This is a genomic window from Micromonospora sp. CA-263727 (assembly GCF_050942455.1).
GTDB lineage: Bacteria > Actinomycetota > Actinomycetes > Mycobacteriales > Micromonosporaceae > Micromonospora.
On the sequence record NZ_CP192031.1, the window covers coordinates 618,583 to 631,914 of the forward strand.

Here is a 13,332-nt window from a genome sequence, read left to right on the forward strand (position 1 = left end):
GACGATGACGCTGATCAGCTTCGTCGTCCCGGCCTTCCGCGTGCAGGGCTACCTGCGCGAATGCCTGGACTCGATCCTCGGTCAGCCGGTCGCCGACATCGAGGTGATCGGGGTGGACGACTGCTCGCCCGACGACAGTGGCGACATCCTCGACGAGTACGCGGCCCGCGACGACCGGGTGCGGGCGGTCCGGCTGGACCGCAACGTGGGGCTCGGCCCGGCCCGCAACGCCGGGCTGGACCGGGCCGTGGGCGAGTACGTCTGGTTCGTCGACGGCGACGACTGGCTCGTGCCGGACTGCCTCGCCGAGGTGGCCGCCCGGCTGCGCGCGACCCGGCCGGACGTGCTGATCGTCGACCACGTCCGCGCGCACTGGGACGACACGGTGACCCGCAGCGCGATGGCAGAGGTCTTCCCGGAGCCACCCGGGCCGGTCACCTTCCGGCTGCGTGATCGCCCGGAGGCCCTGGAACTGCTGCACACCGCCTGGAACCGGCTGCTGCGCCGGGTTTTCCTGGCCGACGTCGGGCTGCGCTTCGCCCCCGGCTGGTACGAGGACGTGTCGTTCAGCTATCCGGCGCTGCTGGCCGCCGAGCGGATCGGCGTACTCGACGTGGTCTGCGTCAACTATCGGCAGCGGCGGGCGGGGGCGATCACCCGTACCCGGGGTGACCGGCATTTCGAGGTGTTCGAGCAGTGGCACCGGGTGTTCCGGGAACTGGACCGGCTCGGGGCCGAGGAGCTGCGGTCGGCGGTCTTCGAGCGGATGATGTGGCACTGCCTGACGGTGCTCGGCAACGGCAACCGGATCGCCCCCGAACTGCGCCCGACCTTCTTCGCCCGGGTCGCGATCGAGCATGCCCGCCTGCGACCGCCGGGTGGCCACCGGGTGCCCGGCGGGGTGGCGGGGCTCAAGCACCGGCTGGTGGCGGCCGGCCGGTGGCGGACGTTCAGCGCGCTGCGGGCGACCAGCCGGGCGGGCGAGGCGGCCCGGCGGGTCGCCGGTCGGGTCCGGCGTCGGGTGGTCCCGCCGGCCCGCTTCACCGTGCGGGCGGCCCGCGACACCGCGCTGCGCGGATACCACCGGGTCGAGTCGCGTCGACCGCTCGACGACAACCTCGCGGTGTACGCCGCCTACTGGTACCGCGGCTACGCCTGCAACCCGGCCGCGATCTTCGAGGCGGCCCGTCGGCTGGCGCCACAGGTCCGGGGGGTGTGGATCGTCCGGCGGGACCGGGTGCACACCATGCCCGAGGGGGTCGAGTACGTGGTTGCCGGCACGGCCGCGTACCACCGGTTGCTGGCGCGGGCCCGGTGGCTGGTCAACAACGTCAACTTTCCGGATTCGATGCGCAAGCGGCCTGGCTCGGTGCACGTGCAGACCCACCACGGCACGCCGGTCAAGGTGATGGGGCTGGACCAGCAGCGATACCCGCTTGGCGCGGTCGGGATGGACTTCGCCGGGCTGCTGCGCCGGGTGGACCGCTGGGACTTCAGCGTCACCTCGAACAGCTTCTCCACCCAGATGTGGGAACGCGCCTATCCGGCCGCGTACACCACCCTGGAGGTGGGGTATCCGCGCAACGACCGGTTGGTCACCGCGACCACCGACGAGGTGCTCCGGCTGCGCGCGGAGCTCGGCGCCGGCCTGGGTGAGCAGGTCGTGCTCTACGCTCCTACGCACCGGGAGCACCTGCCCGGCTACCGTCCACCGTTCGACCCGGAGCGGTTCCTCGACGCGCTCGGCCCGTCCGGCCTGCTGCTGATGCGCAGCCACTACTTCCACGACCGGGACCGGGGACCCCGACGCCCGGCCGGTCCGGCGCGGATCCGGGATGTCAGCGACCATCCCCGGGTCGAGGAGCTCTACCTCGCGGCCGACGTGCTGGTCACCGACTACTCGTCGGCGATGTTCGACTACGCGGTCCTGGACCGGCCCATCGTGGTCTACGCGCCGGACTGGGACATGTACCGGCTCACCCGGGGGGTCTACCTCGACATCACCGTCGAGGCGCCCGGCCCGGTGGTGCGTACCTTCGCCGAACTGCTCGACCTGTTCCGCTCCGGGGAACACGCAGTAGCCTGCGACCAGGCGCGTGCGCGGTTCCGGGAGCGGTTCTGCGCGTTGGAGGACGGGCGCGCCGCGGAGCGGGTGGTGCGCCGAGTTTTTCTCGGCGAGACCGGCTAAGAAGTGAAGTTTCGGGCGATAGCCGCCACTCGATGGAACGTAATAGGTCTGTCACGATTCGAACATGGCACGTTTACCCGATGTGCCGGCCCGATGATGCTCGTCACAGTCATTCGGGGTTCGGCCGACGAGGTGGGGGAGGAGACGGTGACCACCGTCGCGCTCAAGGATGTCACGAAGGTCTTCCGGGACGGCACCGTCGCCGTGGACAGCATCAACCTCGACGTCAACGACGGCGAGTTCATGGTGCTGCTCGGCCCGTCCGGCTGTGGCAAGTCGACGGTGCTGCGCATGGTCGCCGGGCTGGAGGAGCCGACTACCGGCGCGGTGATGCTCAACGGGGAACTGGCCAACGACCTGCCACCCCGGGACCGGAAGATCGCCATGGTCTTCCAGGACTTCGCGCTCTATCCGCACATGAGCGTCGGCGACAACATCGCCTTCCCGCTCAAGCTCGCCGGGGTGGAGCCGAACCCGCGTGGCGAGCGGGTCACCGACGTGGCCAGCGCCCTCGGCATCCGCGACGTGCTGGGTCGGCGGCCCAGCCAGCTCTCCGGCGGTCAGCGGCAGCGGGTCGCGATGGGCCGGGCGATCGTCCGCCGGCCCGGCCTGTTCCTGATGGACGAGCCACTCTCCAACCTGGACAGCGGCCTGCGCGCGGAGTTGCGGGCGGAGATCTCCGGGCTGACCCGCGAGTTGGGCGTCACGACCATCTACGTGACCCACGACCAGGCCGAGGCGCTGACCATGGCCGACCGGGTCGCCATCATGCGCAAGGGCGTCCTCCAGGACGTCGGCACCCCCACCCAGGTGTACGGCCGCCCGGCCACCCTCTACGTCGCCGCCTTCCTCGGCAGCCCCCGGATGAACCTGCTGGAGGCGGCGGTCTACGTCCACCTCGACCGGTACGTCACGCTCACCCTCGGCGAGCAGGCCCTCTACCTGCCCTGGGACGACATCCGCAGCCGGGCGGTGGCGCACTACCACGGTGAGCGGATCGTGGTCGGGATGCGCGCCGAGGCGCTCACCCCGGTCGCCCCGGACACCCCGGGCGACGTGCTCCAGGGCCGGATCCGCTACCTGGAACACCACGGCCACGAGTCGCTGGCCTTTCTCGACATCGGCGCGACCGCGATCGTGGTCGACGAGGTCGGTGGTCCCGCCGACGGAGAGGCCCAGCCCGGCCAGCGCGGCCTGCGCCGGTTCGGTCAGGTGATGCAGCGGCTCACCGGGCGGGCCGGTGAGCCGGAGCCCCAGTCGACCGGCAACGGCCGGACCAGCGTGCTGCACGACCCGGGCCGCCATCACCGCCGCCCCGCCGAACTCGCGGTCCGCCTCGCCCCCTACCCTGCGGTCTCCGCCGGCCACCCCCTCGCCATCAAGGTACGCATGGACGCCCTGCACTTCTTCGACGAGCGCGGCGACCGCATCGACGTCGGCTGGCGCTGAGATGTAAGCAGGGGCCCCCTGTTAACGCCTCCGGTAGAGCAGGGGCCCTCTATTAACGCCGCTGGTGCGGCCTTGCCGATGAAGTTACTGGACGGTAATGTTCGGGGCGTGACCATCGACTCGCGGCAGGTGGCGGCCGGCATGCTTGAGGCGGTGCCCTTCGCCCGCACGCTCGGCGTCGAGTTCGTCGAGGTGGCCCCCGAGGCGGAGAGCGGGGTGCGGGCCGTCGTCCGGCTACCCGACTCGCCGGCCACTCACAACCACGTCGGCGGGCCGCACGCCGGGGCCATGTTCACCCTCGGCGAGACCGCCTCCGGCGCGGTCGTGCTCGCCGCGTTCGGCCACCTGCTCGACCGGGCCACGCCGCTGGCGGTGCGCGCCGAGATCGCGTACCGCAAGCTGGCCATGGGGCCGGTGCGCGCGACGGCGCGGCTCGGCCGTCCGCCGGCCGAGGTGATCGCGGAGCTGGCCGCCGGCGAGCGGCCGGAATTCCCGGTACGCGTCGAGATCGCCACCGAGGAGGGCAAGCCGACCTCGGAGATGACCGTCGTCTGGACCCTCCGTCCGAACTGAACAAGAGCGGGGCGCGCGGGCAACGGCGTCGATCAACACCTCGGCGCATGGTTCGGGATATCCAATTTTGTCCGAACCATTCCCGCCCACTTGGTTGGCCGGTCCGCTATGCCAGCCAATGCCACTACTCCTGAATGGAGCCAGAATTAGCATAAGCCTCTTGTTTGGGCACTGGGCGCAACTGGCTTTCAGGGACAACGGGCTTGTGGGCTGGGTGTTAGGCTCCCCGACGTACGAAGCAAGCGGCCGGGCATTGTTGGCGCAATGCCCGGCCCACCCTCTGCCATGGTGAAAGGAGATGAGGGTAATGAGAACTGTATCAGGCCGGTTGGGGGCCGCAGTGCTGGCGGTTGCTTTCGGGGCGGCGCTCGCGTTCTTCGCCGCGATCGTGGCGCCGGCGCAGGCCGCCCCCAAGGGGACGTGGGTCAACTGGAACTCCAGCTCCAGCCCGCTCACGGTGACCGGGTACGGCAGTACTGCCAGAGGGTACGGAAAGTGGCGGGTGGTCGACAACAGCCAGGGCACCCGGTCGTACACGTCGGGCTACTACTGGTACTCCAACGCGGATAACCACAAGAAGTACGGCTGGATGATGACCCAGTCCAACTCCGGCCTCTGCGTGGCGCCCCAGTACACGAGTTGCAGCAGCTCATACTACAACTACACGTCGAACGAGAGTTCACACTCCAACACCACCGGTGGGCAGTGGCTCGACTTCAGCACCAGGGTTGACCCGGGTGGGAGCTACGCTCGCGCGCAGCAGAAGGTCTGCCTGGACGTTCCAGTCCGATCCGATCCGTGCAGCGGAGCCACGTTGACCGAAGGCGTGCCCTACTAAGCAGATCCCCGACCGCCAAGCCAACTGGCTTGGCGGTCGGCTTGGGCGAATCGAAAAGAGTTCGACTGGGATGAGTGTAAGCCGGCTCGTGTGTGAAGAGTTGTCAAAGACCTATGGCGGCGGTTTCCGCCTCGGCCCGCTGACTATGGAGATCTCGGTTGGTGTGACGTGCCTGGTGGGCGCGAACGGTGCGGGCAAGTCGACGTTCTTTCGGCTCGCGGCGAAGGTGGACAAACCGACGTCGGGCACGGTCCGCCTGGACTCTGGTGTCAACCGGGCGGCCTTGGGCTACCTGCCGCAGGAGCCGACCCTTCCCCCGGCTGCGACCTGCGAGGATTTCCTTGTCTATGTGGCGTGGTTGCAGGGAATTCCGGCCGCTGCCCGTGGCCGGGCCGTTTCCAGTGCCCTGTCCCGGGTCGGATTGACCGATCAGCGGGCTTCGAGGGTGCGCAGCCTCTCCGGTGGGATGCGGCGCCGGTTGGGCATCGCGCACGCGATCGTGCACGATCCGGCTCTGCTCCTGCTGGATGAGCCCACCGCCGGTCTGGACCCCCGACAGCGCATCGGGCTGCGCGAAACCATCGCCAACCTCGGTGGCGACCAGGTGGTGATTGTTTCTACTCATCTGGTCGAGGACATCCGAGGGCTCGCCAGCCGGGTCATCGTGTTGTCCGAGGGCACGGTGGTGTTCGATGGGGACGTGGCCGGCCTGGAACGGCTGGCTACCCCTGACGCGCCGGGGGACACTGACCTCGAACGGTCGATCGCGAGCCTGATGGAGGCATCAGGATGACCCCGCGCATTCGCTATGCGCTGCGGACCCTGCTCGGCCCGTGGCTGGTTGTCCCAGCCTTCGGCATGGAGGCCGCGATCTTCCTGACCAGAGGCATGCCCTGGCGGGGCGAAGGGCTGTGGACGGTCGACTGGTTCGCCATCTCAATCTTCATCATCGGCCCGTTGTGCAGCGGTGTCGCCGCCATCGACGCGGCCCGTCTGTCTCGGCCCGGCAACATCCACCTTGTGGTCTCCGTCTCGCGGTCGGGGTGGGCATACCTGCGAGCTGCCGCGTGGTGCGCCATACCTCTGGTGTGCCTACACCTGCTGACGATCGCGGTCGCATTGATCGTCGGCCGGGTCGGGCACCCGAGCGTGAGTTGGTGGTCGTTGGTGGCTGGGGCGCTCGTACAGTGCTTGGGCATCGTCTGGTACGTCGCGTTGGGATCGGCGATTGGCCGGTTCACAGGTGTCCTGGTGGCGGGCCTCGTCGGAGGGGTCGGCGCCTTCATACTCAGCTATGCCATCGGTGGGGCGTTCGCCAGCGAGCCGACGTTCCAACTGCTGAATCTCGGCTCGGCCACGATTACCATGATCGGTAAGTCCTTCAGTGCGGCTTATCTGGCCTCGCAGGCCGTCCTGTTCATCACCACCGCTGCGATCTTCATGACCCTGCGGGTGCAACCCCGCTCTGGTCTCCGTGTCCCGTCGACGGGTGCAACGGTGGCCGCCATTGCCGCTGTGGCCGCCATCGGCGTCGCGCCGGTGGTCCTGCCCGGTCAGCGGTACGACTCGACACCTCATCCACCGACGGCGTGCGCGGGCACGAGGCCAGAGATCTGCCTGTACCCGGAGCACGAGCGCTATGCCGCCTTGGTAAGTCAGCCGATCAACGCACTGGCTCAAGCCGCGCAGGCAAACGGCTATCTGCGATTCATGCCCGAGCGCATCATCGAGGAGAGCCGAAGTTACCGTCCGAGTGGCCCCGGCGTGTTTGCCCTCTATCTGCCGACCAGCGTCTACGAGGACGGCCTCTTCTCTCTGGAGGACGCGGCGAGCACCCTTCTCAACCCGACTCATTGCCAGTTCGTTCAGGATCCGTCCGTCGGTGGTGTCGACATGGAGCAGTTCGCCTTCAACTACTTCTCACTGCTCACCACCTGGTTGCAGTTGGCAGGAGTCGAGGATGTCTCCGCTCCGACATCGACGAAACACCTCAGCCCGCAGGAGGCCAGCACGATCCTGGACAGCTTTGCGAACTGCCGCCTGGACGTCCGACTGTGAACGGACCGGAATCCTCGCCCGCTGGACAAATCGGATCATCAGCGGGCGGCGAGCCAGGATCGCGTGCCCGACCCGCGCCGAGGGCGATCCATCGGGATCTTCTGCGAGCGTGGGCTCGGGTACACCCGAGCCGCACCGCCGGTAACACTCTGCTCGTCATCCTGGCTGGGTCTGTCCTGCTCTCACAGGTGTCATTTGACGATTTCGGCATGGTCCGACTGATCTCGCCGCTGTCTGCTCTGCTCCTTCTGCCCGTCATCGCGGGCACAGCCGCCGCCATCGCCTGCGACAACACTGCCAAGTTGCCGTTGCCTGACCCGCCGCGAGTCAAGCTTCTGCGAGTTCTGTGGGCCTTCGGCTGGACCGCCGTTGCGTGTCTGTCATCCACCGCCGGCGTCCTCGCCGGGTCGTCGACGGGTTATGTGCCGATCGTTCGCAATCTACTTATCTTCAATGGGCTGGGACTGATCGTCCTGTGGCTGGGTTTTCCGCACCTGACCTGGCTGCCCTCGCTTACGTACACGATGGCCTGTATTCTCTTCGGGTATCCGAACCACGGGATTGACTATTACTGGTGGGCTGTTGTCATGACAGACCACGCCACCGTCGGCGCTGTCCTATCGGCGGGTGGAATCTATCTGGTTGCGCTTGCCTGCTACGGTGCGTCGGTTCGCCGGAACGGTGCTCGCCGAGCATGAGGCCGGCCCATCACCGGCGAGCGGGCCACCACTGTAGGTCGGCTTGGTAGAAGCGCGTTTGCCGAAGTGGGGCGATGGATAGATTGGTGGGATGCTCGGCCTGCCTGCTCATGTGACCGCATGTCTCTTCGATCTGGACGGTGTGCTGACGCAGACCGCCCGGGTGCACAACGCCGCGTGGACCGAAACATTCGACGACTTCCTGCGGCGACGCGCCGCCGCCACCGGCGAGCCCTACCGGCCGTTCGATCCCGGCCCGGACTACCACCGGTACGTCGACGGCCGTCCCCGCCTCGACGGGGTACGAACCTTCCTCGCCTCGCGTGACATCACGCTGCCCGACGGCACCCCCGACGATCCGCCGGGCACCGACACGGTCCAGGGCATCGGCAACCAGAAGAACGCCCTGACGCTGGAGCGGATCCGCAGCATGGGGGTGGACGTCTATCCCGGCTCGGTGGCGTACCTCAAGGCGGTGGCCGCGGCGGGGCTGCGCCGCGCGGTCGTCACGGCCAGCGCCAACGGCCAGGAGGTGGTCGCCGCCGCCAAGCTGGAACCGCTGCTGGAAGCCCGGGTGGACGGGCTCACTGCCCGCGCCGAGGGGCTGCGCGGCAAGCCACATCCGGACACCTTCCTGGCCGGGGCGAAGATGCTCGGCGTGGAGCCCCGGCAGGCGGCCGTCTTCGAGGACGCGCTCGCCGGGGTCGAGGCCGGCCGGGCCGGCGGCTTCGGGTACGTGGTCGGGGTGGACCGGGCCGACCAGGCCGACGAGCTGCGCGCCCACGGCGCCGACGTGGTGGTCGAGGACCTCGCCGACCTGCTCGACACCGGGCGGCCCGCGTGATCCGCGAGCGCGCGTACCCGGTCGAGCCGTGGCACGTGCGGGAGACCCGGCTGGACATGGACGTGCTCGCCCAGTCCGAATCCGTCTTCGCGCTCTCCAACGGGCACGTCGGGCTGCGCGGCAACCTGGACGAGGGCGAGCCGCACGGCCTGCCCGGCACCTACCTCAACTCGTTCTACGAGCTGCGTCCCCTGCCGTACGCGGAGGCCGGTTTCGGCTACCCCGAGTCCGGCCAGACCATCGTCAACGTGACCAACGGCAAACTGATCCGGCTGCTGGTCGATGACGAGCCGCTCGACGTGCGCTACGGCGAACTGCTCGCCCACGAGCGGATCCTCGACATGCGCGCCGGCACCCTGCACCGGTCGCTGCACTGGCGCTCGCCGGCCGGCCGCGAGGTGCGGGTGAACAGCACCCGGCTGGTCTCCTTCCGGCAGCGCTCGGTCGCCGCGTTCCGGTACGAGGTGGAGGTGGCCGACGGCGAGCCGCTGCGGCTGATCATCCAGTCGGAGCTGGTGGCCAACGAGGCGTTGCCGCCGCAGAGCAACGACCCCCGGGTGGCCGCCGTGCTGGAGTCGCCCCTGCAAGCGGAGGAGGAGCTGACCACCGCCAACGGCGGTCTGCTGATCCACCGTACCAAGGTCTCCGGGTTGCGGGTCGCCGCCGCGATGGAACACGAGGTGGAGTCCGCGGCGCGGACCACCGTCGAGTCGGAGGGGTACGAGGACTGGGTGCGTACCACCGTGGGGTGCGTGCTGGAACCCGGCCAGACGCTCTGCGTGGTGAAGTACCTGACCTACGGCTGGTCGAGCCGGCGGTCGCTGCCGGCGGCGCGCGACCAGGTCGGCGCGGCGCTGGCCGCCGCGAAGCTGGACGGCTGGGACGGGCTCGTGCGCGAGCAGCGGGAGTACCTCGACGAGTTCTGGGACGCGGCCGACGTCGAGGTCGATGGCGATCCGGAGGTGCAGCAGGCGGTCCGGTTCGGCCTGTTCCACGTGCTCCAGGCCGGTGCCCGCGCGGAACGCCGGCCGATCTCGGCCAAGGGGCTCACCGGTCCCGGGTACGACGGGCACGCGTTCTGGGACACCGAGATGTTCGTGCTGCCGGTGCTCACGTACACCCACCCGGCGGCGGTACGGGACGCGCTCTACTGGCGGTACTCGACGTTGCCGCAGGCGCACGAGCGGACCAGGACCCTCAACCTGGCGGGCGCCGCCTTCCCGTGGCGGACCATCCGGGGACCGGAGTCGTCCGGCTACTGGCCGGCCGGCACGGCGGCGTTCCACGTCGCGGCCGGCATCGCTGACGCGGTGCGCCGCTACGTGCTGGTCACCGGGGACCGGCAGCTGGAGCGGGAGATCGGGCTGACCCTGCTGGTGGAGACCGCGCGGCTGTGGCGCTCGCTCGGGCACCACGACCGCAACGGCCACTTCCACATCGACGGGGTCACCGGGCCCGACGAGTACACCGCCATCAAGAACGACAACATCTACACCAACCTGATGGCGCAACGGAACCTGATGGCCGCCGCCGAGGTGGTGATGCGTTACCGCGACGCGGCGTCGCACCTCGGGGTCACCGACGAGGAGGCCGCCGCGTGGCGGGACGCCGCCGCGGCCATGCACATCCCGTACGACGACGAGGTCGACGTGCACCAGCAGGTGGAGGGCTTCACCCGGCTACAGGAGTGGGACTTCGCGAACACCCCGCAGGACAAGTACCCGCTGCTGCTGCACTACCCGTACTTCGATCTGTACCGCAAGCAGGTGGTCAAGCAGGCCGACCTGGTGTTGGCGATGCACTGGCGGGGGGACGCCTTCACCCCTGAGGAGAAGCTGCGCAACTTCCTCTACTACGAGCGGCGTACCGTCCGGGACTCGTCGCTGTCGGCCTGCACCCAGGCGGTGCTGGCGGCGGAGGTCGGCTACACCGAGCTGGCGCACATCTACCTGCGCGAGGCCGCGCTGATGGACCTGCACGACCTGAACGAGAACACCCGCGACGGGGTGCACATGGCCTCCCTCGCCGGGGCGTGGATCGCGCTGGTGGCCGGGTTCGGTGGGCTGCGGGACCACGATGGGGTGCCGTCGTTCGCGCCCCGCCTGTCGAGCCGGCTCGGTCGCCTGGCGTTCTCCCTGGAGTGGTGCGGCATGCGGCTCCGGGTCGACGTACGACCGCACGAGACGACATACGCGCTGCACCACGCCGCCCCGGACGCGACGCTGGAGCTACGCCACTACGGCAACCCGGTCCGCGTCACGCGCGCCGCACCGGTAACCGTACCCATCCCCCAACCCCCCAAGAATCTCCCACCACCGGAACAGGCCCCCGGCCGTACGCCCCTTCTCCGCCTCCCCGAAAACCCCGCCTGACCAGCCCCGGCATCCCGGCCCTCGCTTCCACCCCCGCCGGTCGGGCTGCCACCCGCCACGGCGGTGGGCGGGGTCGGGGTGGTGGGGTCAGATGGGTTCGCCCTGGGAGGGGCGGCCGGTGGGGTCGTGGGGAGTGCGGGCCCGGGGGTCGTCGGCGGAGCGTGCCTGGGCGGCCTCGTCCGCCCAGTCCCGGCCGGGCTGGTCGTCCTGTTTCCGCTGCTTGCGCTCGGCGGCCTGCTGAACGGGCTCGCGCTCGTGATGCGGCATGACGGTCCTCGCGATCTGGTCGGTGGCGCCGGGGCGCCGGTCCGTCTGCGGTCCGTTGTCGGCTACCCGGCGCTCCCGCCGGCAAACGCCGGGGCGTGGCGGCGGCCAGCCGGGGTATCCGGCGGATGGGAGGAGAACCTGGCCGGGTTCAGGAGGGCCACCCGGCCGGGCGGGAGGAGTCCCTGGCGGGGTCCCGGAGGACCCGGCCGGTTGGTGGCGTGGCCCGTGGGCGGAGAGGCGGCGGGTGAGATGGGCGTTCGCAGCGGTGCGGTGACGATCCCGGCGGGCGACGCGCAGCTGCCGGCCGACCTGCTGGTGCCGGCGGAACCGGCCGGAGTGGTGCTGTTCGCGCATGGCAGTGGCAGTTCCCGGCACAGCCCCCGCAACGTCGCTGTCGCGCATGCGCTCAACGGCGGCGGGCTTGCCACCGTTCTGGTCGACCTGCTCACGCCGGAGGAGGACGAGGCGGATGCGGTCACCGCCGAACTGCGCTTCGACATCGGGCTGCTGGCCGACCGGCTGGCCGCGATCGTGGACTGGCTGGCTGCCGAGCGGCCCGTCGGCGGGGCAGCCATCGGTCTCTTCGGGGCCAGCACGGGGGCCGCCGCCGCCCTGGTCGCCGCGGCGCAACGACCGGAGCTGGTGCACGCGGTGGTGTCCCGGGGTGGCCGCCCCGACCTTGCCGGTGCCGCCCTCGGCCAGGTATCCGCCCCCACCCTGCTGCTGGTCGGTGACCTCGACGAGCAGGTCATCGTCCTCAACCAGCAGGCGCTGGGCCAACTGACGGCGCCGGCCGAACTACGGCTGATCCTCGGCGCGACCCACCTCTTCGAGGAACCGGGCACCCTGGAGCAGGTCGCCGAGGCGGCGGCCGGCTGGTTCCACGACCACCTGCATCCCCAGCCCGCGCCAGCCTGAGTGGGCGTCCGGGAACGCCGGTTGCCGAACACGCCTGCCACGGCGGCAGCTCCCGAGCGGCACTGCCGGTGGTGGCCTGCCCGACTATGCCATTGCCTTCCTGCGTCCTTCGGTAGTGGTGACGCCGCGCCTCCTAGCCACCGAGTTCCCGGACGCTCACCCGAGCGACTGTCGGAAAACCGCGCGGCGGTCGATGACGGTCGGGCGGGGCGGCGGCTCGGGTCAGTACGCGGCGACCGGTGCCCGGCCGACCATCGCGGTGGGTATCTCCCGGGTCTGCTCGGCACCGCCGAGCAGGATCAGCGGCAGCACCGACTCGCTCTCATCGGGCGTCGGCAGCAGCGCGGCGACCGCCTCCTCGCGCAGGCTGCGCGCGGCCGAGGCGGCGCGTTCCGCGGCCTGCCAGGCGGCCTGCTCCCGCTCCCGCGCCGCCCGCTGGCGGGCGAAGAGGTGGTCGCGTACCGCCCGGCGCAGTATCAACTCCTGCTCGACCGGGTGCCGCCGGGGATCCCAGCCCCGGTGCGCGAAGACGTCGCTGAGCTGTTCGACCGACAACTCCCGTCGCCAGTACGCGTCCAGGGCCGCCCGGTGCAGCCAGCGCTCGCGGTCGGCGTATTCGGCGGGGGTGTGCGGGGTCTGCGGCAGCGGCATGCCGGTGGCCCCCGACAGCCGGCGGACGTCCGCCTCCGCCGCCTCGTACGCCTGCCACGCCTGCTCGGCCTCGTCCTGGGTGGCGAGCCATTCGTCGCGTTGGCGGCGGGCTGTCGCCTCGGCCCGGTCGGCGGCCACGCTGACCTCCCCGGCCCAGCGGTCCTGGTCGCGATCGTCCTCGGCGCGCGGCGACCGGCTCGGCAGTGCCGCCTCGCGGATCCGGGCGCCCACGTCGAAGCGGAAACGGCGGGGGTGTAGCAGCAGGCCGGCGACGGCGAGCGTCACCACGCCCAGCAGGGTCAGCCAGATGGCGGCGGCCCGGGGCACGTCGAGCAGGACGGAGGAGAGTGCGGTTTGCATCATCAACACCTCGCGGTCGGGATGGTCGTCGACGGTGGTGCATGGGAAGGCAGGGGTGGACGGGTTCGCCCAGGAAACGCGCGGTCAAAAGGTCGACCGTCCGGCGTGGGTCGGCC

At 70.2% G+C, this 13,332-nt stretch carries 12 protein-coding genes; 10 read left to right on the plus strand and 2 right to left on the minus strand.

The window, feature by feature from the left end; genetic code table 11:
• The first annotated feature begins 4 nt into the window (after positions 1-4).
• The 9 genes from ACQPYA_RS02860 (at position 5) to ACQPYA_RS02900 (ending at position 11,020) form a co-directional block, all read left to right on the plus strand.
• Positions 5-2,188 (plus strand): bifunctional glycosyltransferase/CDP-glycerol:glycerophosphate glycerophosphotransferase, encoded by a 2,184-nt coding sequence (locus ACQPYA_RS02860; protein WP_433531079.1) that lies wholly within the window; start codon positions 5-7, stop codon positions 2,186-2,188.
• A 147-nt stretch (positions 2,189-2,335) separates the two neighbouring features.
• On the plus strand, positions 2,336-3,637 hold the full coding sequence (locus tag ACQPYA_RS02865) for an ABC transporter ATP-binding protein (protein ID WP_433533365.1): 1,302 nt from the start codon (positions 2,336-2,338) through the stop codon (positions 3,635-3,637).
• Between the two features lie 108 nt (positions 3,638-3,745).
• Complete coding sequence (locus tag ACQPYA_RS02870; RefSeq protein WP_433531080.1) at positions 3,746-4,210, plus strand: DUF4442 domain-containing protein; 465 nt, start codon at positions 3,746-3,748, stop codon at positions 4,208-4,210.
• A 307-nt stretch (positions 4,211-4,517) separates the two neighbouring features.
• Positions 4,518-5,048: a hypothetical protein gene (locus ACQPYA_RS02875; RefSeq protein ID WP_433531081.1), complete on the plus strand. Its 531-nt coding sequence runs from the start codon at positions 4,518-4,520 to the stop codon at positions 5,046-5,048.
• Between the two features lie 70 nt (positions 5,049-5,118).
• A complete protein-coding gene (locus ACQPYA_RS02880; protein WP_433531082.1) occupies positions 5,119-5,841 on the plus strand; it encodes an ATP-binding cassette domain-containing protein in 723 nt (240 codons plus the stop codon).
• Positions 5,838-7,106, plus strand: coding sequence for a hypothetical protein (locus tag ACQPYA_RS02885; protein WP_433531083.1), 1,269 nt, complete (start codon positions 5,838-5,840; stop codon positions 7,104-7,106). Before ACQPYA_RS02880 ends, ACQPYA_RS02885 begins: the two co-directional genes overlap by 4 nt.
• A gap of 209 nt (positions 7,107-7,315) precedes the next feature.
• Positions 7,316-7,804: a hypothetical protein gene (locus ACQPYA_RS02890; protein ID WP_433531084.1), complete on the plus strand. Its 489-nt coding sequence runs from the start codon at positions 7,316-7,318 to the stop codon at positions 7,802-7,804.
• Positions 7,805-7,895: 91 nt separating this feature from the next.
• Complete coding sequence (locus ACQPYA_RS02895; protein ID WP_433531085.1) at positions 7,896-8,648, plus strand: HAD family hydrolase; 753 nt, start codon at positions 7,896-7,898, stop codon at positions 8,646-8,648.
• Positions 8,645-11,020 (plus strand): glycoside hydrolase family 65 protein, encoded by a 2,376-nt coding sequence (locus ACQPYA_RS02900; protein WP_433531086.1) that lies wholly within the window; start codon positions 8,645-8,647, stop codon positions 11,018-11,020. Before ACQPYA_RS02895 ends, ACQPYA_RS02900 begins: the two co-directional genes overlap by 4 nt.
• Positions 11,021-11,107: 87 nt before the next feature.
• On the opposite strand, the gene ACQPYA_RS02905 is transcribed toward ACQPYA_RS02900, so the two are convergent.
• Complete coding sequence (locus ACQPYA_RS02905; RefSeq protein ID WP_433531087.1) at positions 11,108-11,287, minus strand: hypothetical protein; 180 nt, start codon at positions 11,285-11,287, stop codon at positions 11,108-11,110.
• Positions 11,288-11,536: 249 nt separating this feature from the next.
• Here ACQPYA_RS02905 and ACQPYA_RS02910 point away from each other — a divergent pair, with 249 nt between their 5' ends.
• On the plus strand, positions 11,537-12,205 hold the full coding sequence (locus tag ACQPYA_RS02910) for a dienelactone hydrolase family protein (RefSeq protein WP_433531088.1): 669 nt from the start codon (positions 11,537-11,539) through the stop codon (positions 12,203-12,205).
• 222 nt (positions 12,206-12,427) lie between these two features.
• On the opposite strand, the gene ACQPYA_RS02915 is transcribed toward ACQPYA_RS02910, so the two are convergent.
• On the minus strand, positions 12,428-13,219 hold the full coding sequence (locus ACQPYA_RS02915; protein WP_433531089.1) for a hypothetical protein: 792 nt from the start codon (positions 13,217-13,219) through the stop codon (positions 12,428-12,430).
• Positions 13,220-13,332: the final 113 nt, after the last annotated feature.

Coding starts and splice junctions, on each gene's coding strand:
- ACQPYA_RS02860 (WP_433531079.1), top strand. CDS start 5: ATGACGCTGATCAGCTTCGTCGTCCCGGCCTTCCGCGTGCAGGGCTAC.
- ACQPYA_RS02875 (WP_433531081.1), top strand. CDS start 4,518: ATGAGAACTGTATCAGGCCGGTTGGGGGCCGCAGTGCTGGCGGTTGCT.
- ACQPYA_RS02880 (WP_433531082.1), top strand. CDS start 5,119: ATGAGTGTAAGCCGGCTCGTGTGTGAAGAGTTGTCAAAGACCTATGGC.
- ACQPYA_RS02885 (WP_433531083.1), top strand. CDS start 5,838: ATGACCCCGCGCATTCGCTATGCGCTGCGGACCCTGCTCGGCCCGTGG.
- ACQPYA_RS02890 (WP_433531084.1), top strand. CDS start 7,316: ATGGTCCGACTGATCTCGCCGCTGTCTGCTCTGCTCCTTCTGCCCGTC.
- ACQPYA_RS02895 (WP_433531085.1), top strand. CDS start 7,896: ATGCTCGGCCTGCCTGCTCATGTGACCGCATGTCTCTTCGATCTGGAC.
- ACQPYA_RS02905 (WP_433531087.1), bottom strand. CDS start 11,287: ATGCCGCATCACGAGCGCGAGCCCGTTCAGCAGGCCGCCGAGCGCAAG.
- ACQPYA_RS02910 (WP_433531088.1), top strand. CDS start 11,537: ATGGGCGTTCGCAGCGGTGCGGTGACGATCCCGGCGGGCGACGCGCAG.
- ACQPYA_RS02915 (WP_433531089.1), bottom strand. CDS start 13,219: ATGATGCAAACCGCACTCTCCTCCGTCCTGCTCGACGTGCCCCGGGCC.